Source organism: Arthrobacter sp. P1_D4 (assembly GCF_056406115.1).
Map to the genome: position 1 here is coordinate 39,060 of NZ_JBFUAU010000013.1, position 19,498 is coordinate 58,557.

The following is a 19,498-nucleotide window of genomic DNA, read 5'->3' on the forward strand; positions in this document are numbered from 1 at the left end:
TGCCCAATGTCTGGTTGGATAGTTCTTACTGAGAGGGACCCTGGAAGCACCGCTTCCACCCAACCAAGAAGGCAGCAATGGAGCGCATCGAGGCCGAACACCCCCGGCCACGTCATTTCCTACTTCACCTGAGCGACCCCCACCTGCTGGGGGGTCCGCAACCCCTGCACGGCGTCGTGGACAGCGAAGCCCTGCTCAGGCAACTCTTCGAGGAGGTCCACGCCTCCGGAGCCCGCCCCGAAGCCGTAATCTTCACGGGCGACCTGGCTGACCTGGGCGAACCCGAGGCGTATGCCAAGCTCCGCGCCATCGTGGACCCGGCGTGCGAGGCCTTGGGGGCCAAGGTCATCTGGGCGATGGGCAACCACGACAACCGGGCCAATTTCCGGGCCGGGCTCCTGGACCAGGCCGACAATGACGCGCCCGTGGACCACAGCTACTTCGTCAACGGGCTGCGCATCATCACTTTGGACACCTCCGTGCCCGGCTTCCACCACGGTGAATTGAGCCACGACCAGCTGGACTGGCTCGCTGCTGAACTGGCCACCCCGGCCCCGGACGGGACCATCCTTGCCCTGCACCACCCGCCGGTACCGTCCGTGCTGGACCTTGCCGTGCTCGTGGAGCTCCGGGGCCAGCCGGCGCTTGCCGGCGTCCTGCGCAACTCCGATGTCCGCGCCATCCTGGGCGGCCACCTGCACTACTCGACCACCGCAACGTTCGCGGGCATCCCTGTGTCCGTGGCTTCGGCCACCTGCTACACGCAGGATCTGAACGTTCCGGTCGGCGGCACCCGAGGCCGCGACGGAGGGCAGGCGTTCAACCTGGTCCACGTCTACGAACACACGATCGTGCACTCCGTGGTGCTGCTCGGCGACTCGCCGGCGGTGGGGGAGCTGGTCTCCCCGGAGGAAGTCCAGCGCCGGCTCGCGGCCGCAGGGATCCATGTCCCTGAGAAGGCCAAGCTCGAGGCCCCGTCCCGGACGCCGGCGAACCGCAGGTACACCACCCTGAACTGATTCACTCCCCGGCCGACGCGGCGCCCGTTTTGGTCACGGTCCGTTACTTCTCCCAGGGCGCCTTGATGGGGTAGTACTTCTCCAGGAAGTCCGTGACCAGTTCGGCCCGCTCTTCCGCCGGGACCTCGGGGAAGCTGCCGTCGTTGAGGCAGAAGAAGTCCATGTTCCGCTTGGCCAGGAGTTTGGGCAGGTAGTTCAGGCCGGCCCGCGCCGTGGTGTCCACATACCTCACCTTGGCAGCTGTCTGGGTTACGGCCCGGCCCGTGAGCAGCGCGTAGTAGTGGTAGAACGAGTTGGTCACGGAGATGTTGTCCGCTGCCCGGAAGGTACTCGCGGCGGTCTTGGCAAACTCGGCCGGGAACTCCTGCTCCATCTGCTCGACCACGCTGCGCCGCAACGGGGCCGCCGTGTGCTCAAGGTGCCGGGTGGTGATGCGGCCGAAGCGGTTCCGGAGCAGCTTGCGGTTCACCCGGGCGGCGTTCTCAAAGCCGCTGCGTTCGGCGTCGTTGTCGCCCAGGCCGATCCGGGTTTCGGCCTCGATGAACTTCGTGATGCCGCCCGGAGTGAAGAACATGTCCGGGCCCACGGCGCGGCCGAAGAACATGTCGTCGTTCGAATACAGGAAGTGCTCGGAGAGCCCCTCGATGTGGTGCAGCTGACACTCCACGGCCTGCGAATTGTGCGTGGGCAGAACCGACGTGTCGGCGAAAAACTCTTCGCTCCGGACGATCGTCACACTCGGGTGGTCGGCCAGCCATGACGGCGCGGGGGAGTCCGTGGCGATGAAGATCCGGCGGATCCACGGCGCAAACATGTACACCGAGCGAAGGGCGTACTTGAGCTCATCGATCTGGCGGAAGCGGGCCTCGTGGTCATCGCCCTCGCCCACCACCACGCCGGCCATGCGGGCGCGGCGGGCCGCGATGTACTCGGGGGAGCTGCCGTCAACCCATGAGAAGACCAGGTCGACGTCGAAGCTGATGTCGCTGGCGTGGTCCGCGAACATGTTCTCGATGGTGGGCCACGTGTGGCCGTAGCGTTCCACCGTGCCGCGCACTGCGTCCTGGGCCAGCATGGTGCGGCGCGTCAGGGAGTTCTCGATCGGCAGGATCAGCTGATCGCCTTCGAAGCTCCACAGCTCCAGCTGGACGCCGGCGGAAGCCCCGAATTCAAAACCGCCCTCGGGTTCGACCCTGGGCCGGTAAAGCCGGAAGATCCGGGCCTGGCGGTTCGGCGACAGCTCGCCGTCGGCCACCAGCACGGACGACTTCTTCTTTGCGTCCACGCTCATGGAATACATCGGCTCGTCGCGGCACGCCTCCACGAGGGCGTCGCGGAGTTCCTTGCGGTCCTTCCAGTCGACGGCGACCACAGGGCGATGGTTGTTGCCGCGGACCAGCAGGTAGCCGATACCGGCGCCGGCCAGGACGGAACGCAGGAACATCAGGTCCTCGACCATGGCCTGGTACGGCGTGCGGTTTTCGTTGATCAGCGCATAGCGGCCGCGGTGGCGGACAACATCGGAGCGGGTCCGGAATCTGGCGACTGCGGCCGCCGACGTGACCTCGGCGTGGGCGTCCACAGATGCCTGGCTGCCATAGTAAATCTCGTCTTGGATCGCTGCTTCTGTAATGTCTGAGCTCCCGCTTCTTTGAGTGCGTTGGTGTCTACTTGCATGATAACGCGGGCCTCAAAATTGCCGCGGAAAACCGGCCGCCGCGCGGCGTGCGTGACGACGAAATGTGACCGACCGTAACGGCGGAGCGGGGGCTCAGCCGGTGACGATGGCCAGCCAGTGGTGCAGGAAGGCGGCACCGGCGTCGTCGTGGATCACGTCTTCGCCGAGCCCCAGATCGGCGGCGGTGAGAACCTCGTAGGGTTTGACGGGGATACCGTCCGCGGGCCGGACGTCGACGTGCTTCACGGCGTGGTCGTTGTGGTGCAGCCAGTCGGCCATGGCGTAGTCCGTGCGGGAATCGCCCACCGTGCGCCAAGCCTGCGGCGTGATCCCCTGCGCGGCCAGGAACTCCACGGCCCGGCTCGCGCCCAGGTCCTTGCCCAGCCGGACCGATTCGATATCGGTGGAGATGATGGTCGGATCGACGCGGAAGTCGACCTGGTCATCCGAATCGGGGACGTGGTGGTCCAGCCGCACCACACCGAGCCCGTGCCGGGCCATGATGCCCATGGCGTCGGCGTCGAAGAGTTCCTGCTCGGCCCGGTAGTCGGGGTTGGGGACGGCAATGTGCTGCTCCACGGAGACCATGGCCCGCTTGGTTTCGTCGTAGAACATGTGGGCGGAGTAGTCCTCAGCCACCAGGCGGCGCACGTCATCGCCGAAGGCCTGCGGAATGGCGAGCTCGTGGTCCATGTGGACCGGGCCGGGGCCCTCCGCCGTGTAGCTGAACCAGACGGCGCCCTTCTCGCAAATGGCGTGGATGAGGGTGCCGGCGGGCATCCCGGCGGCGATCATCGGTTCCATGACCTGCTCGCGGATGAACGCGTCCGACCGGCCGGTGTTGAAGATGACCGGCACGCCGGCGGCGGCCAGGGCCACCAAGTCGGCGATGATGCCGGGCTGCACCTCGCGGGTGACCGGGCTCGCGACCGGACCGTCGACGTCGAGCAGCAGCGCCAGCACGGGGGCCGACGACGACGGAACAGGGGCAGTCTCGGGTGAAGTCATACGGCCATTCTGTCAGCCGCACGGGACGTTTGGGTGAGCCGCGCAGCAGATCGACGGCCCTGCGCTGGATGTGACAGGCGGCAGGCGCTGGTCGTGTCAACGCGTCGTGTGACAAATGGTTACCGTTTGGCCACAACCTCACGCCGCCGGGGGACATTCGTTCCTTCGGGCGTCGAAGTTCCCTAGGCTGGCAAGGTGATATTCAAAGCTGTGGGCGAGGGCCGCCCGTACCCCGACCATGGTTACACCACGCCCAAGGACTGGGCGGCCCTGCCCCCGCGTCCTGTCCGGCTTGATGAGCTGGTGACCACGAAGCGCACACTGGACCTTGAAGCCCTGCTGGCCGAGGACTCCACGTTTTTCGGCGACCTCTTTCCGCACGTCGTGGAATACCGCGGCGTCCTCTACCTTGAAGACGGCCTGCACCGGGCAGTCCGCACCGCGCTGCACCAGCGCACCGCAATTCATGCGCGGGTCCTCGTGATAAATGGCTAGGAAGCCGCCAGACGTCAGAGTCCTGCACGGGCACCGCGTCATCAGTGGCTCCGAGCTGAGGGCCACGTTCGTGGAGCAGGACGATACGGCAAAGAACCCCCACCGGCTGCGGCGCAGGATCCTGCACGGCGTTGTCTTGGTGATGCTTGTCGGCCTCATCGTGGCCGCGATCGTGGTGGCCCTCGCCATCATGAACGGCCAGATCAAGATCCCCGGGGCGGAGCGGAGCAGGGCGGCAGTGTCGGTGTGCCCGGCGGCCACCTACGACTACGCGCCGCCGCAGAAGGTCCACGTCAACATCTACAACTCCACGAGCCGGCCGGGCCTGGCCCGGAGCGTGGCCGACCAGCTCGCCGCCCGGAAGTTCCTGGTGGGTACCGTGGGGAACACGACGTCGAGCTACCGCGGCGTGGCGCTGGTGGTCTCCGGTGCCGCGGGCCAGTCGGCCGCCTTCAGCGTCCAGCGCCACGTGCCCGGCTCGGACTATGTCCAGGACGGCCGCGCGGACGCGAGCGTGGACGTGATCATTACCGGCGACTTCAAGGAACTGGCCAAGCCGGAACTCGTGGACCAGACGCCGGGCCAGCTCAGCTGCCCCCGCGAGAACCGGCGCATCGTGGATGAGGCCACGTTGCCCGCCGTACCCACGGCGACGCCCGGCACGGGCTAAAGGCACAGCTTTCCGGCCTTCCCGGCGCGGGACCTAGCGGATGGTGTGGACCGGCCGGCCGGCGTCGTCAAACCTGGCCCCGGCCCCCAGCTGGACAAACCGCACCGTCCGGGCGAGCCGTGCCTCGGCCTCGGCGTCCTGGCCCGCCCCGTCGCCCCGCGCAGCGCTTGAGGAGAGCGTGCCGTGGATGAGCTGGGCCAGCTGGGCAATGTCCGACTCGGGCAGGTACCCCTGGGCCATGCCGTCGCGCAGGATGCCCCGCAGGAGCACGCTGAGCTCACCCACGTGGTCGGCCAGTTTGGCGAACGACGACGGCGAGAGCACCGCCGCCATGGCCGGGCCCGGCGGCAGGTGGCGCCGGCTCAGGTCCTCCACCTGGGCGCGGACGTAGACGGCCAGGCGCTCCACCGGGTTCTCCAGTGCATCGAGGGATTCGCGCAGATCGAGCAGGAACCGCTCGGTCTCATCCAGCGCGTAGGCGATGAGGAGCTCTTCGATATCCGCGTAGTAGTTGTAGACGGCGGTCCGGCCGATCTGGGCATGGCGCGCGACGTCCGTCATCGTCAGGCCGGGGAGCCCGTGGGTGAAGAGGAGTTCCCCGAACGCGGTCAGGATGCGGCGCTGGGTCTCGGCACGTTGGGCGGCGTTGCTCGCGGCCGAAATCCTAGGCATACGCACACTTTAGCGCGATCTGTCACCAAAGCAGCCGGGCGGCGGACTGTGACACGGCCAGGCTATGAACATCGACCGGTTCTGAGGGGCCACACCTGTATCCACCGCCTCAACTGGGGGTGTCTGATAGACACTGCCACCGCCCGTCCGGCCTGCGTAGCGTGGTGGATGTGGACAGAAAAGATGAAATCCGAGACTTCCTGATCTCGCGCCGGGCGAAGATCACCCCGGATCGGGCCGGCCTCCCCAACTATGGCGGGCTGCGCCGCGTGCCGGGGCTGCGTCGGGAGGAAGTCGCCCAGCTCGCCGGGGTAAGCACGGACTACTACACGCGGCTGGAACGCGGCAGCATCCGCGGTGTCTCGGACTCGGTCCTCGACGCTGTGGCCTCCGCCCTTCAGCTGGATGAGGCAGAGCGGACGCATCTGATGGACTTGGCCAGGACGGCCGACACGCCGTCCTCCCGGCGGCCGGTGCGCCGGCCACCGCAGCAGAGGGTCCGTCCCGGAGTAGTGCGTTTGCTGGACAGGATGACCGGAGCGGTGGCCCTGGTGCAGAACGGACGCTCGGACGTGCTGGCCGCCAACTCCTTGGGGCGCGCGCTGTACGGGCCGATGTTCGAGTCCACAGCAGCCGCTGGCCCGGAGGCTCCGGGCCAGCTGCCGAACCAGGCACGGTACCTCTTCCTCGATCCGGGGGCAGGGGACTTCTACCCCGATTGGTCCGCAATCGCCGCCACCACGGTGGCGATGCTCCGATCGGAAGCGGGACGGAATCCCCATGACCGCGCATTGAACGAACTGGTCGGCGAGTTGACCACACGCAGCGGGCACTTCGCCGCATTGTGGGCCGGCCATGACGTGCGGATCCACACCACGGGAACCAAGCGCTTCCACCATCCGGTCGCCGGCGACGTGTCGCTGCAGTTCGAGACGCTCGACCTTCCCGGCGATGAGGGACAAAGCCTGTACACCTTCACTGCGGAGCCGGGGTCCGCGTCCGAAAACGCGCTGGCGTTCCTTGCCAGCTGGGCGGCATCGCCTCCGGCGCAAACCACACCCGGCGACTCTTCCATCCCGGATCTGCGCTCCCACGCGTGGCCCGGAACACTTAACCCAGGAAAGACAGAACATGACTGAGCAAAACGACGCCAAGACCGGGCAGAAAGTCTGGTTTATCACCGGGGCAGGCCGCGGTTTGGGCATTGACATCGCCACGGCCGCCCTGGCCGCAGGCCACGCAGTCGTCGCCACCGGCCGCAACCCCGACAAGGCCGCCCTGGCAGTCGGCGAGAACGAGAACCTGCTGGCCGTAAAACTCGACGTCACCAACCCCGCCGACGCCACCGCCGCCATCGCCGCCGCCGTGGACCGGTTCGGCCGGATCGACGTGCTCGTAAACAATGCCGGCAACTTCTACGCCGGGTTCTTCGAGGAAATCTCCCCGGAGGACTTCCGGGCCCAGATCGAAACCACCATGTTCGGACCCATAAACGTCACCCGTGCGGCCCTGCCCGTCCTGCGGGCCCAGCGCTCTGGCCTGCTGGTCACAATCTCCTCGACCGCCGGCATCGCCGGCGGGGAGTTCCTTTCCGCATATGCCGCCTCGAAGTTCGGTGTCGAGGGCTGGGCCGAATCCCTGGCCCCCGAAGTCGCCCCGTTCGGCATCCGCACCATGATCGTTGAGCCGGGATTCTTCCGCACCGAGCTCCTCACCCCGGAATCCACCAGCTACGCGGCATCCACTATCGGGGACTATTCCGAGCGGACCGAGCAGACAGTCACCGCGTGGAAAGGGATGAACGGCCTTCAGGGCGGGGACCCGGCCAGGCTCGCCGTCGCCCTCGTCCAACTGGCGGAGCTGGATGAACCGCCGCTGCGCTTCGCCGCCGGAGCGGACGCCGTTGGAGTCTTTGAGGCCCGGGCCAAGGAACTCCAGGTCCAGGCCGACGCCCACCGCGAGCTCTCCAGCAACCTGGCCCACGACGACGCCTGACACCGACGCCTGACGACGACGCCTGACACCGACGCAAACTGACGACGTCGGGAGCGTCCCGTCGTCGTCCACCCAGTCTCGACATATCCGCTGGACGCCAATGGCTACCGGCCGCCCAAAACCCTTGCCACGCTGTGGGCAGTGCCCGCATTCCAGGCCGGGGAACCACACCCAAAGGAAATACACCATGAAGAACGCACTCCTCGGAAGCCTGGAAGTCTCCCGCGTCGGACTCGGCGCCATGACCATGGCCGGCACCTACACCAGTGAGGGCGCCCTGGATAACGCGGAGTCGATCCGGACGATCCACCGCGCCCTTGACCTCGGGGTCACCCACATCGACACCGCGGAGATCTACGGGCCGTTCCTGAGCGAGGAGATCGTCGGCCAAGCCGTCAAGGGACGCCGCGATCAGGTCAGGATTGCAACGAAGTTCGGCCTGGTCTCCCATTCCGGGGGCGGCCCCGGCGTGGTCGACAGCAGCGCGGCGAACGTGAGGGCCGCCGTCGAGGGCTCCCTCAAGCGCCTGGGCACCGACCACATCGACCTGTACTACCAGCACCGGATCGACCGGAACACCCCGATCGAGGAGACGGCCGGCGCGGTTGCTGACCTGATCACCGAGGGCAAGGTGCTGCACTTCGGGCTGTCCGAGGCCTCCCCGGAAACCATCCGCCGGGCACACGCCGTGCAGCCGGTCTCGGCATTGCAGACGGAGTACTCGCTGTGGACCCGGGACGTGGAGGCGGAGATCCTGCCGCTGCTGCGCGGCCTCGGAATTGGGTTCGTTCCGTATTCGCCGCTCGGACACGGGCTGCTGACGGGCCAGATCCGCTCCGTCGATGACTTCGCCGACGACGACTGGCGCAAGACCAACCCCCGGTTCACGGGTGGGAACTTCCGCCGCAACCTCGCGATCGTCGACGAGGTAGAGGCCATCGGCGCCGAGATCGGCGCGACCCCCGCGCAGACCGCCCTCGCGTGGCTGCTGACCCGCGGGATCGACATCGCCCCGATCCCCGGCACCCGCCGGGTCTCCCGGGTCGAGGAAAACACCGCGGCCGACGGGATCGAACTCACCGGTGACCAGCTGGAGCGGCTGAACTCGCTCCGGCCCGCCGCGGGGGAACGCCACGACGAGGCCAACATGGCCTCGATCGACAGCTGACAGCCACCCGGCGCCAAACGTGGGGCGGATGCCCGATCCGCGCCCCTGGCAGCAACTTAGGATTCGACGTCGGCCGCGGCCATTGCCTTGTTCGTGAGGACGGGCATCATCCCCAGTAGCGCGAGCGTCAGCACTCCCATGATGCCGAACATGACCTGCAGCCCCAGCCATTGGGCCAGCAGACCGCCGGCTGCTGCACCAAGCGGCATGGTGCCCCACGCCAGCAGGCGGTAGGCGCTGTTGACTCTGCCCAGCAGGCGGTTGGGAGTAATGCGCTGGCGCAGGGATACGGTGATGACATTCCAAAGCACGATCAGCATGCCGCCCACAAAGAAGATTGGGCCAAGAACATAGGGGTTGTCGGTCAGGGCGGGCGCACCTACGAACAGCGCGGCCCCGAAGATCGTGAGCATCAGGGACGTCGACCGGCCGAGCCTGGCCTCCACCCGCTCGGACATGAACGAGCCAACGAAGGCGCCGAGAGCGGAGGTGGTCAACAGCAGGCCGAACCCCACTTCGGACAGCCCCATCTGTGAAGCCGGGCCCACGGCAAACAGCACCAAGACCGCGACAGCCGCGCTGGATGCGAAGTTGAACACCCCGGTCATCACCGCGAGTGTGCGCAGGATCTTCTGGTTCCAGAGGAACCGCAGCCCCTCAGCAATGTCGAATCGCAGTGTCGTCTTCTGCTCACGTTCTGTGCGAAATGCCCCCGGGACCAGGAGCAGGCCGCCAACGGCCGCAAGCCACAGGGCCGCCGGCACGGCAACGCCCGCAACCAGACCCATGGCCACCAGCAGCCCGCCCAGCGGGGGACCAATGAACTGGTTGGTGGTGAGCTCGACGGCGTAGAGCCGGCCGTTGGCGCGCGAGAGCTGATCCCTGCGCACCAGCTGCGGCATGATCGACTGCGCGGAGGTGTCGTAAAGCGTCTCAGCCACACCCACCATCAGTGCGACAACGTACAGCGCCCAAATGGAGCCCACATCCAGCAACACGACGGCGGCCAGCAGGGCGGGCAGCACCGCCCGGCTGAGGTTGGCCCACAACATGAGCTTGCGCCGGTCCAGCCGGTCGGCCAGCGCGCCGGCAGTGAGGGCGAAGAGGAGCCAGGGAAGCGTCGCTGCGACGCTCAGCCCGGCAACCAGGGTGGGTGACTGGGTGAACTGAATGGCCAGCAGCGGCAGCGCGATCTTGAAGACCCCGTCCGCGAGGTTGGAGAGCCCGGAGGAGGTCCACAGCTTCCAGTAGGACGCACCCAGCGGCGCACGATGCCGTTCCTTCACCTGCGCAGCGTGACTAGTCATAGGTGGACCATTCCACAGTGATTGAGGAAATTCAAGGTGATTGAATCCAGTACATCGGATTGTAGGATTGGGACATGACGGACCCAGAGCAGTCGAGGGCGGACCAAAAAAGACCCGTCGCGAGCGCCCGGGAAATTAAGGCGCTGGCCCATCCGCTGCGCCTGAGGATCCTGCGCCTGTGCGGGCTCCACGAACTGACCAACAAACAACTCGCCGACCGGCTGGGCCAGGATCCCGGAACGGTGCTTTATCACGTGCGGCAGTTGCTCTCAACGGGGTTCCTTGAACCTGCCGGGGTCCGCACGGGCGAGAGTGGCGCGCTGGAGAAGCCGTATCGTTCCACGGGGCGGTCCTGGAAGCTCGACACCGCACTGAGTGAAGCCGGTCCCGCCGGTCCGCTGGCCCCGCTCGAGGCGTTCCGGGAAGAGCTGACAGAAGCAGGACCGGAAGCGCTCGCCAGCCTCTCACGCTTCGTTCTGCACCTCTCCGAGGAAGATGCTGAGGACCTCACCACCCGCATCCACGCTGTGCTGAGTGAATACACCGACAGCGACCGGCAGCGCTTGGACCAGCCCGCCTACGGCGGCATCTTTGTCCTGCACCGGACGTCAGACTAGGTCGCCGTCCTCCCCGAACGGACTTTGGGTCTTGCGTCGCCTTAGCGGGCTTTATTCGTAGATAGTGGGGATGGCCGGCTCGCCGGGCTGCAGCCTGTCCACCACCCGGGGCAGCTCCGCCATGGAAGCCGTGTGCCGGTCCCGGGCCCGCCCCACCGCGTCCGGGCCCGTCCAGCCGGGCTGGATTTCGCCGTCTTTCATGAACTGCTGCAGGAGGGGGCGTCCGTTTCTTCCGGCGGCCGGCGGGTGGTCCACGCCGAGGACCTCGTGGGTGGCGGTGCCGCGGTCGTCGAGGCGGCGCACGGCGAATTTGCGCCCGCCCATGTTGATCTTGTCCTTCGAGGTCTTCGCCACAGCAGCCAGCTCACCGGAGTCACCAGCCCGGCTCACCAGCTTGTAGACCATCCCGGCCGTTGGCGCCCCAGATCCGGTCACCAGGGACGTGCCGATGCCATAGGAATCGGCCGGGGCGGAGCGGAGCGCGGCGACGGCGAATTCGTCCAGGTCCGAGGTCACCACGATCCTGGTGTGCACGTTGCCGAGGCTGTCCAGGAGTTCGCGGACCCACCGTGCCTGGGCCACGAGGTCTCCGGAGTCCAGCCGGATGGCCCCAAGTTTGTCTCCGGCGAGGTCGACGGCGGTGCGGACGGCCGCTTCGACGTCGTACGTGTCCACGAGCAGCGTGGTGCCGGACCCGAGCGAGGCAAGCTGCGCCGCGAAGGCGTCGCGCTCGGAGTCGTGGAGCAGGGTGAAGGAGTGGGCCGCGGTGCCGATGGTCCGCAGGCCGTAACGCCGTCCGGCGGCCAGGTTGGACGTGCCGGAAAAGCCCGCGATGACAGCCGCGCGGGCCGCCGCGGCGGCCGCTTCCTCGTGCGTGCGGCGGGAGCCCATCTCAATGCAGGGCCTGCCGCCGGCGGCGCTGGTCATCCGGGATGCGGCCGAGGCGATAGCGCTGTCATGGTTCAGCACTGACAGGACGTAGGTCTCCAGGACGCAGGCCTCGGCGAACGTCGATTCGACGATCAGGACGGGGGAGTGCGGGAAGTAGGCCTCGCCCTCCGGATAACCCCAGATGTCGCCGGAGAACCGGAAGGCGGCCAGGTGCTCCAGGGTGTCCTCGTGGACCACGCCGGTGGCGGCCAGGAAGGCGAGGTCGTCCTCGTCGAAGCGGAAGTTCGCGATCCCCTCGAGGAGCCGGCCGGTGCCGGCCACGATGCCGTACCGGCGCCCGGCCGGCAGTCCCCGGGCGAAGGCCTGGAAGACGGACCGGCGGTGCGCGGCCCCGGAGTGGAGGGCCGCCTGGAACATGGTCAGCTCATAGTGGTCGGTAAAAAGGGAGGTCCGGGGTCCGTCCGGTCCGGCCGAAGTGTCCATGATCAACTCTAGGCCGGGCCGCCCGAAGCCGCAGGATGCCGCCAGTGCCGGGAGTTCGCCGGAAACGCCCCGAGTCGCCGGAAACTTCCGGCGAGTCCGGGAGTCTCCGGCGACTTCGACGATGCCGGGCTCAGACGGGGCAGCCGTCCGGGCCGCAGGCGCCGGATTCCGCGTGGGAATCGGTGGTGGCATCCGCAGCTTCCGCGCCGGCGCCCACCATGACCAGCGGGTGGCTGTCCTGCCACGCCTGCTCGAGGGCGGCGGTGAAGGTTTCGGCGGGCTGGGCGCCGGAGAGTCCGAACTTCCGGTCGATCACGAAGAACGGGACGCCGCTGATGCCCAGGGCGCGGGCCTCGGCGATGTCGTTGCGGACGGCGTCGGCGTAGGTGTCCGTGCTGAACAGTTCGGCCAGGTCGCCGGCGTCGAGTCCGAGGTCAAGGCCCAGAGCGGTCAGGTACTCCTGGCTGCCGATGTCTTTGCCGTGCTCGAAGTGGTCGCTGAGCAGGCGTTCCTTCGCAGCGTCCTGCTTGCCATGGGCGGCCGCGAGGTGGATCAGCCGGTGGGCCGTGAAGCTGTTGGCGACCACGACGGCGTCGAACCGGTAGTTCAGCCCTTCGCCCTTGGCCTGGGCCGCAACGTGCTCGAACATCTGCGATACCTGCGCCGGAGCCATGCCCTTGCGCGTGCTGAGATAGTCCAGTTCGGTTCCGTCGTAGTGCTCCGGGAGCGTGGGGTCCAGCTGGTAGCTGCGCCACTGCACCTCCACGGAATCACGGTGCGGGAAGGCCGCGAGGGCGGTTTCGAAACGGCGTTTGCCGATGTAGCACCAGGGGCAGGCGACGTCGGACCAGATCTCAATCTTCATGCCCGCAACAACCGCGCCGCCGCCGGGTCCATTCCCCGGCGGCCTGTCGGCTTCGTCACGACGCAACCGGGCGCTCCATCACGAAGTCGTGTTCCACGGTGGTGCCCAGTTGGAAGGACTTGGTGCCGACCTTGCGGAAGCCGGACTTTTCGTAGAACCGGATGGCCCGGGCATTCTGGCTGTTGACGCCGAGCCAGAGCCCGCGGGCGCCGGCCGCCGCGGCCGCGCCGATGCTTGCATGCATCAGTTCGGCCGCGGCGCCGAGCCCGTGGTGCTCCGGGTGGACGTAGCACTTGCTGAGCTCGGTGCACGGCAGTTCACTCAGGACCGCGGCCACCTCCGGGTCCCGGGCGGGGCGGGCCACCAGCAGGCTGTAGCCGCGGAGGTCGCCGTCGGCGTCGATCACCAGCACCGTGACCGCCGGATCTGCCAGATAAGCCCGGAAGTTGGCCTCGCTCAGGGTATTGGCGAGGTGCGCCGCGATGTCCTCCGGCCGGGATTCCGGCGGGCACGCCAGCGGGAAGGTGACGGCCGCAAGCGCTGCCAGCCTCCCGGCGTCGTCCGCGGTGGCTGTTCGGAGTATGTGGGTCATGGGGGATCTCCCGGCAGATGGTGAATTTCTCTCCGGCCAACGCCGTCAAACGGCGCATCCAGCGGCGTTGGCTGTCCCTAGAAGACTCTAGCGGTGGTGGTCGCCATGCCCTGCAGCGCACTCACAGGCTGCGCAGGAAAGCCAGGCCACTTTCAGCCAACTCGTCCTGGCTTGGAGCCAGGGGACGCCAGATCGACGCCGCGACGGCAATGGCGGCATTGTCGACCGTGAAACTTTCAATGTTGAGGGGCCCCGTGTAGCCCACTTCATTCAGGACCTGCAGGAAGCCTTTCCAATCGGTCTGGTCCCCACCGGGCGCGCCGCGGTCGTTGCCGCAGACTTGCACGTGCACCAGATGCTCTCCGGCGGTCCGGACCGCCGCGGCCACCGAACGCTCCTCGATGTGAAGGTGGTAGCTGTCCAACGCGAGGCCGACTCCGTTCCCGAGCAGCGGTCCAAGGGCCTCAAGTGCCTGGTCCACCGTGTTAATCAGCGATGTTTCATACCTGTTCAAGGGTTCGATGCCAAGCACCACGCCCGCCTCTTGAGCCCGGGCCGCGACCGGCTGGAGGTTTCGGCGCAGCTCCGCGTAGGCGTCCCGTCGCTGCTCCCGCGACATTCGCCAGACCCGGCCAGTTCGGGAGTAGAACGGCCCACAGACAGTAGGCGAACCGATGCTGCTGGCCATGGTGATGCAGGCTGACAGGTAGGCCTGGGTCCTTTCCACGGCAGCCTGATCCGCCGCCACCAGGTCTCGCCCCGGTGCCATGGCCCCCACCACGAACGGTTTCAGCCCGTTTCTCTCGAGGGATTCCACCACTGCTGCGGACGTGAAATCGCCCTCGTTTTCCAGCGGCAGTTCGACGGCGTCAAACCCTATGGTGGCGATTTTCGCCAACAGCCCGGGAAGGTTGGAGTCGGTCAAGGGGGATTCCCAGACCCAGGTGCTGATTCCGGTCAGACGCTCCAAGCTGTCTCCTTCCATCTGTTTGTCCTGCCGACTGTTCCAGACGCGGCGGTCCCGCGGGGAGGGGGTATATCGCGGGACCGCGGGGGCTGCGTCAGGGAATCTGCCGTTTCTGCCAGACCTCCGGGTAGCCGGCCAGGTCCTCGCCGCCGAACTTGGCGTAGTGCCCGCTGGGCATGCCCTGGTTACGCTGTAGCCACTGGTCCAGTTCGTCCTTGAGGATGGGCTTCTGCGGCAGGACCCATTCGGCCGGAATCGGCTCGCCCTTGAAGACCTTTTCCAAGGCCAGCAGCGGGGTCCGCCATTGGAAGTTGGAATAGACCGGGGCCATGGCGTCGATCCCGGTTTGCTTCCACTTGGTCAGGAAGCTCATCTCATCTTCGCCGGTCATCACGGGCAGCTTCTTGCCGGCATCCTCAAAGGCCTCGAGGGCAGCCACCGCACCGTCTCCGGCGTCCATCCACACGCCCTTGACGTCACCTGTGGCCAATTCATCGGAGATGATGTTCTTGATCTTCGTGGGGTCGGCGCCGGTGAAGTAGTCCTTGGCCTGAATTCCCTTTTCCTCGAAGATCTTCTTGGCCGCCGCCCAGCGGTGCTCCAGGACATCCACACCCGGGAGGATGCGAAGGGCAACCACCTTGTCCCCGGACTGAAGCCTTTCACTCAGGAAAGTGGCGGTGTCGATGCCCCAGGCGAACCCACCGATCGGGTGGATGAACGTGGTGGCGCAGTCAGTCTCTACACCGCGGTCAAACACCACCACGGGTTTGCCTGTCTCGCAGGCACGTTCAACGGCTTGGGTGAGGGCGGCCGTGGAATTAGGTGAAATGACGAACGCATCGCATTTGCCCTCGGCGATGAAATAGTCAATGTCGGCAATTTGGGTGTTGTCATTGTCCTTGGCGTCCCGGGTCTCCATTTCAGAAATGACGCCGGTGCCCTGGAGTGCCTTGAGCTGCTGGTTCATGGTGATCCACCCGGTTTGCCGCCAGGGGTTGGAGATGGAGGCGTTGGCGAAGCAGACCTTGTGCGCTCCCGGGGCCTTGAACTTGGACGTGTCCCTCATCGGGCCCGCGATGTACTGCAGATAGGGCTGCTCCGGGTTCCCTTCAAAGGTTGCCGACCGCTGCTGGTTCTGTGTGTCGTAGAGCGACTGGTCAAACCAGTCTTTGCTTGCCGGACTGGATGCCGCCGCAGAGCCGGTGCCAGTCCCTGTCGTTTGGGTGGCGGATGGTTCGGTGGTACATCCGGTCAGGGCCACCAGCGGCAATGCTGCGGCAAGGGCGATCGCGCGGACAGAGTTATTGCGCATCAGACTCTTCCTCCTTGTTCGGTGCCCTCGGCGGGCGTGGGTGCTGCGGCCAATTGGTGCTGTTCGTCATGGGCAGCGGAACTGGCCCCCTTGCGCTTGCGCTGCCACGACCTGGATGCTGCGGCCACGGCGATGATGATGATTGCTCCTTGGACCGTGTCCCGCCACGTCGCCTGGAGACCCATGAAGTTCAGAAGGGTAAACAAGGACTCGAGGGCGAACGCCCCCGCCGCGGCGGACAGGACCCAGCCGCGCCCCCCGCCCAGCACAACGCCCCCGAGGACGACGGCGGTAATCGCCGTGAACTCGTACCCGCGCCCAACCGACGGATGCACGCCCGCGTAACCCACGAGCAGGATGCCGGCCACGGTGGCCGACAGCGAAGACATCATGAAGGCCCGCGTCCGCACCCACCAGACGCGCGAGCCGGCGAGTGCGGCCGCCGAAGGATTGTCCCCGACCGCGATAAGCATGCGGCCGTAGGGGCGGCGCATCAGGACGAACCCCGCGACCGCCGCCGCTGTCAGGATAATGACCGGGTACGGAATGATGTCCAGAACCGGAACGTCCTGGATGCCGCCGCGCCCGATCTGCCGGAAGCTGTCCGCAGGGTTCCCCTGGGCCGCGCCGCCGGTCCAGTAGAGGACCAGCCCGAGAAGCGCCAGCATCATGCCCAGCGTGACAATGAAACTCGGGACTTTTAGCAAGGTTGTGATCAATCCGTTCACCAGTCCGATGAAGGCGCCCAGCACCAGCATCAGGACCAGCACGGGGATCACCTTGGAATCGTCCTGCCGTATCAGGTTGCCGGCAACGATGACCTGCATCGTCACGACCGATCCCATCGACAGGTCGAATTCCCCGGCGACAATGACGAAGTACTGGCCGATGGCGGCAATGGCAATGGGGGCAGTCCTGCCGACGAACCGGATGAAGGAACCCGGCTCCCCGAAGGACGGGTTTAGGACGATGATCGTCGCCAGGAGGCCGGTCAGCAGGACGAAGACGGCGCCGCCGGGGGTGCGCACGGCGCGCAGGAGCCGCTCGGAACGGCTGGCACGGTTCTGCTTGAGAATGGCGCTGCGCTCGGAGTTCAAAGCCGTACTCATGGCCCCTCCACGGGCACAGGCTGGGCCGCGGGCGTTTCCACGGACCCTTTTGCGGGGAACCGTTCCGGTCTGCTGACGATCCGGCGACGGGCATAGACGGCGACGGCGACGACGATGACTACGCCCCTGACCACATCCTTCAGGAACGGGTTGACCTGCATGACGGACATGATGTTGTCCAACATGGCAAAGATCAGCACGCCGCCGAGGGTGCCGGTGATAGTCCCCTTGCCGCCGGAGAGCAACGTGCCCCCGAGCACAACTGCTGCGATGGAGAGCAGGTCGTAGCCGCCCTGGGAACCCACAGTGGGACTGCCCACGCCCAGCCTGCTGGCAAGGAGCAGCCCTGCCATTCCCGCCAGTACTGAACAGATGACATGCGCCGTAATGACCGGCACGTCAACGCGGATTCCGGATGTACGGGCGACGGCAATGTCGCCGCCGACAGCGTACAGGTGGTGGCCGACGCGGGTGCGGTGCAGGAGCAGGCCGGCCAGGCCCGCGCAGGCCAGCATGATGATCGTGGAGATCGGGACCGGGCCGATCCCCGTGGCTCCGACGAGGCGGAACGCAAGCGGTGTCTCGCCGAAGCTGCCCTTAAAATTGGTGGCGAGGAAGCCACTGATGATCAGGCCCACACCAAGCGTGGCGATGAATCCATGCACATTCAGGCGGGCGACGATCAGCCCGTTCGCGAGTCCAATGACCGCTGCGGTGCCCAGCGTCAGCAGGACTCCGGACAAGACGTTGTTTGGATTGTTGGCCATCACCCCGGCAGCGATGAGGCTGGCCAGGCTGGTGACGTAGGGAACTGACAGATCCAGGCTGCCTGCCAGGATGACCAGTGTCTGGCCGATCGCGATGAAGCCCAGAACACTGGTTCCTGTCAGGATGCTCGAGATATTTCCCGGGCTGAAGAAACTCCGCCCGATGGAGTTCACCAGCAACACTCCCAGGATGAGTGTCACCAGCGCCACCAGGTAGACGATCTGCGTGGAGGACAGTCTCTGGAAGAAGCTTGCTCGTTGTTTCATGCCTCTCCTTCGGGTGCTGTCCTGGCGCCGGTTCCCAGCTGGAGGATGGCTTCTTCCGACGTACCGGCAGGCAGTTCGCCGACGAGCCGGCCATCACGCATGACAAGGATCCGGTCCGACATTCCGATAACCTCCGGAAGCTCGCTGGAGGCCATCAAAATGGCCTTGCCCTCCGCCGCGAGCTGGCGCATCAGCCGGTACACCGCCACCTTGGCTCCCACGTCAATGCCACGGGTGGGTTCATCCAGCAGGACGAGCAGGGGGCGGATAGCCAGCCACTTGGCGAGGACCACTTTTTGCTGGTTGCCGCCCGACAGGTACTGCACCTCCTGGTCCAGGTCCCGCGCGATAACCTCGAGGGAGGAGAATACGCCCGGGATTTCTGTCCTGACGGCTCCCGTGCGGCGCGGAAAGACCGACCTGATGACACTGAGTGCGTTGTCCAGGATGGACTGGTTCAGGCTCAGGCCCTCAGCCTTGCGGTCCTCTGTGATCAGGGCCATCCGGGCCCGCACGCCTTGGCGGGGCGACTTGGGCAGCAGCTCCCCACCGGCCATTTTCATCGTTCCGCGGGTGAACGGTGCTGCGCCAAAAATGGCATGAAGCAATTCCGTGCGCCCGGACCCTTGAAGTCCTGCCAGGCCGACAATCTCGCCGGGCTGGATACTGAGGCTGATCCCGTCCAGCTGGCCGTTTCCGGCGCCTTGCAACTCGAGGATCGGCTTCTCCTCGGGACCGTCTGGCGTCAGATCCTCCCGGGGTAACTTGTCCGGGAAGAACGCCGAGATGGGCCGGCCCACCATCAGCCGGACCAGCTGGGCGTCGTCGAGTTTGGAGGCGGGTAGGGTGCTGACCACCTTGCCGTCTTTCAGGACGGTGATGACGTCACAAAGGTCGAACACTTCGCGGAGCCGGTGGGAGACGTAGAGGATGGCCGTGCCACGTTCACGGAGGCGTGCCACTATCTCGTAGAGAAGTCCGACCTCGGCGCCGGCCAAGGCCGCAGTGGGTTCGTCCATGGAGATGATCCGGGCGTCGTAGCTTACCGCCTTCGCGATCTCCACTACCTGCTGCTCAGCCACCGTCAGGCTCCGCACCTGCGTGCTGGGCCGGATGGCGGCGATCCCCAGGGAGTCAAGCAACTCCGCCGTTTGCGAATTCATCAGGGTCTTGCTCACGAGCAGTCCGCGGCGCGGCTCCCGGCCAAGGTAGATGTTCTCGGCCACCGTCCGGTCGGGGAGGAGGTTGAACTCCTGGAACACCGATGACAGCCCCGCTTCGTGTGCCTTCGTGGGATGGCTGAAAGTCACTTCCTGGCCGTCCAGGAGTACGGTTCCGGCGTCGGGTTGGTACACCCCGGCCAGCACCTTCATCAGGGTGGACTTGCCCGCGCCGTTTTCCCCCACGAGCCCGTGTACCTGGCCCCGGTGAAGGCTGAGATGGGCATCCTCCAGTACGGGTACGCCGAAAAAACTCTTGGTCAGTCCGCGGACTTCCAGGATTGGCGGGGGAGCCGGAGAGCCGGAATGGAGCGCCTCGGAAGCATTCACGGCATCAGTTTCGTTGTGGTTCTCCATCGATGCGCCCTCCACGAGCTAACTGTTACAGCACCG

19 protein-coding genes are annotated in these 19,498 nt (G+C 66.4%); 7 read left to right on the forward strand and 12 right to left on the reverse strand.

What is annotated here, in order from left to right; genetic code table 11:
• The first annotated feature begins 77 nt into the window (after nt 1-77).
• Nucleotides 78-1,019, forward strand: coding sequence for a phosphodiesterase (locus AC1D0A_RS13585; protein WP_243181460.1), 942 nt, complete (start codon nt 78-80; stop codon nt 1,017-1,019).
• A 43-nt stretch (nt 1,020-1,062) separates the two neighbouring features.
• Here AC1D0A_RS13585 and AC1D0A_RS13590 read toward each other — a convergent pair whose 3' ends face one another.
• Nucleotides 1,063-2,601, reverse strand: coding sequence for a stealth family protein (locus tag AC1D0A_RS13590; protein ID WP_243181461.1), 1,539 nt, complete (start codon nt 2,599-2,601; stop codon nt 1,063-1,065).
• 189 nt (nt 2,602-2,790) lie between these two features.
• On the reverse strand, nt 2,791-3,705 hold the full coding sequence (locus AC1D0A_RS13595; protein WP_476943188.1) for a Cof-type HAD-IIB family hydrolase: 915 nt from the start codon (nt 3,703-3,705) through the stop codon (nt 2,791-2,793).
• 195 nt (nt 3,706-3,900) lie between these two features.
• Between AC1D0A_RS13595 and AC1D0A_RS13600 the strand changes: the two genes are divergently transcribed.
• Nucleotides 3,901-4,200, forward strand: a complete 300-nt coding sequence (locus tag AC1D0A_RS13600) for a type II toxin-antitoxin system VapB family antitoxin (protein ID WP_026266597.1) — start codon at nt 3,901-3,903, stop codon at nt 4,198-4,200.
• On the forward strand, nt 4,193-4,870 hold the full coding sequence (locus tag AC1D0A_RS13605) for a LytR C-terminal domain-containing protein (protein ID WP_243181463.1): 678 nt from the start codon (nt 4,193-4,195) through the stop codon (nt 4,868-4,870). The genes AC1D0A_RS13600 and AC1D0A_RS13605 overlap by 8 nt, the downstream gene beginning before the upstream one ends.
• Before the next feature lie 33 nt (nt 4,871-4,903).
• Here the strand turns inward: AC1D0A_RS13605 and AC1D0A_RS13610 are convergent, their stop codons facing one another.
• Nucleotides 4,904-5,542 (reverse strand): TetR/AcrR family transcriptional regulator, encoded by a 639-nt coding sequence (locus tag AC1D0A_RS13610; protein ID WP_476946030.1) that lies wholly within the window; start codon nt 5,540-5,542, stop codon nt 4,904-4,906.
• Between the two features lie 170 nt (nt 5,543-5,712).
• Between AC1D0A_RS13610 and AC1D0A_RS13615 the strand changes: the two genes are divergently transcribed.
• From AC1D0A_RS13615 to AC1D0A_RS13625, 3 genes are all read left to right on the forward strand, one after another.
• Entirely contained in the window at nt 5,713-6,681 is a 969-nt protein-coding gene (locus AC1D0A_RS13615; protein WP_476946031.1) for a helix-turn-helix transcriptional regulator, read from the forward strand.
• Nucleotides 6,674-7,537, forward strand: a complete 864-nt coding sequence (locus AC1D0A_RS13620; protein WP_476946032.1) for an SDR family oxidoreductase — start codon at nt 6,674-6,676, stop codon at nt 7,535-7,537. Before AC1D0A_RS13615 ends, AC1D0A_RS13620 begins: the two co-directional genes overlap by 8 nt.
• A gap of 187 nt (nt 7,538-7,724) precedes the next feature.
• On the forward strand, nt 7,725-8,705 hold the full coding sequence (locus tag AC1D0A_RS13625; RefSeq protein ID WP_476946033.1) for an aldo/keto reductase: 981 nt from the start codon (nt 7,725-7,727) through the stop codon (nt 8,703-8,705).
• A gap of 56 nt (nt 8,706-8,761) precedes the next feature.
• On the opposite strand, the gene AC1D0A_RS13630 is transcribed toward AC1D0A_RS13625, so the two are convergent.
• Nucleotides 8,762-10,012: an MFS transporter gene (locus tag AC1D0A_RS13630; RefSeq protein ID WP_476946034.1), complete on the reverse strand. Its 1,251-nt coding sequence runs from the start codon at nt 10,010-10,012 to the stop codon at nt 8,762-8,764.
• A 74-nt stretch (nt 10,013-10,086) separates the two neighbouring features.
• On the opposite strand from AC1D0A_RS13630, the gene AC1D0A_RS13635 reads away from it, so the two are divergent.
• Complete coding sequence (locus tag AC1D0A_RS13635; protein ID WP_243181468.1) at nt 10,087-10,629, forward strand: ArsR/SmtB family transcription factor; 543 nt, start codon at nt 10,087-10,089, stop codon at nt 10,627-10,629.
• Nucleotides 10,630-10,680: 51 nt separating this feature from the next.
• On the opposite strand, the gene AC1D0A_RS13640 is transcribed toward AC1D0A_RS13635, so the two are convergent.
• From AC1D0A_RS13640 to AC1D0A_RS13675, 8 genes are all read right to left on the reverse strand, one after another.
• On the reverse strand, nt 10,681-12,003 hold the full coding sequence (locus tag AC1D0A_RS13640; RefSeq protein ID WP_243181469.1) for a nicotinate phosphoribosyltransferase: 1,323 nt from the start codon (nt 12,001-12,003) through the stop codon (nt 10,681-10,683).
• 130 nt (nt 12,004-12,133) lie between these two features.
• Complete coding sequence (locus tag AC1D0A_RS13645; protein ID WP_476943184.1) at nt 12,134-12,868, reverse strand: DsbA family oxidoreductase; 735 nt, start codon at nt 12,866-12,868, stop codon at nt 12,134-12,136.
• A 55-nt stretch (nt 12,869-12,923) separates the two neighbouring features.
• Complete coding sequence (locus AC1D0A_RS13650; protein ID WP_243181471.1) at nt 12,924-13,460, reverse strand: GNAT family N-acetyltransferase; 537 nt, start codon at nt 13,458-13,460, stop codon at nt 12,924-12,926.
• A 121-nt stretch (nt 13,461-13,581) separates the two neighbouring features.
• Nucleotides 13,582-14,430 (reverse strand): sugar phosphate isomerase/epimerase family protein, encoded by an 849-nt coding sequence (locus AC1D0A_RS13655; RefSeq protein WP_243181472.1) that lies wholly within the window; start codon nt 14,428-14,430, stop codon nt 13,582-13,584.
• Between the two features lie 91 nt (nt 14,431-14,521).
• The gene (locus AC1D0A_RS13660; RefSeq protein ID WP_243181473.1) at nt 14,522-15,742 is read right to left on the reverse strand and encodes a substrate-binding domain-containing protein; all 1,221 of its coding nucleotides are present in this window, start codon (nt 15,740-15,742) and stop codon (nt 14,522-14,524) included.
• The gene (locus tag AC1D0A_RS13665; protein ID WP_243181474.1) at nt 15,742-16,851 is read right to left on the reverse strand and encodes an ABC transporter permease; all 1,110 of its coding nucleotides are present in this window, start codon (nt 16,849-16,851) and stop codon (nt 15,742-15,744) included. The genes AC1D0A_RS13660 and AC1D0A_RS13665 overlap by 1 nt, the downstream gene beginning before the upstream one ends.
• Nucleotides 16,848-17,885, reverse strand: coding sequence for an ABC transporter permease (locus AC1D0A_RS13670; RefSeq protein ID WP_028278026.1), 1,038 nt, complete (start codon nt 17,883-17,885; stop codon nt 16,848-16,850). The genes AC1D0A_RS13665 and AC1D0A_RS13670 overlap by 4 nt, the downstream gene beginning before the upstream one ends.
• Complete coding sequence (locus AC1D0A_RS13675) at nt 17,882-19,462, reverse strand: sugar ABC transporter ATP-binding protein (RefSeq protein ID WP_476946107.1); 1,581 nt, start codon at nt 19,460-19,462, stop codon at nt 17,882-17,884. The genes AC1D0A_RS13670 and AC1D0A_RS13675 overlap by 4 nt, the downstream gene beginning before the upstream one ends.
• Nucleotides 19,463-19,498: the final 36 nt, after the last annotated feature.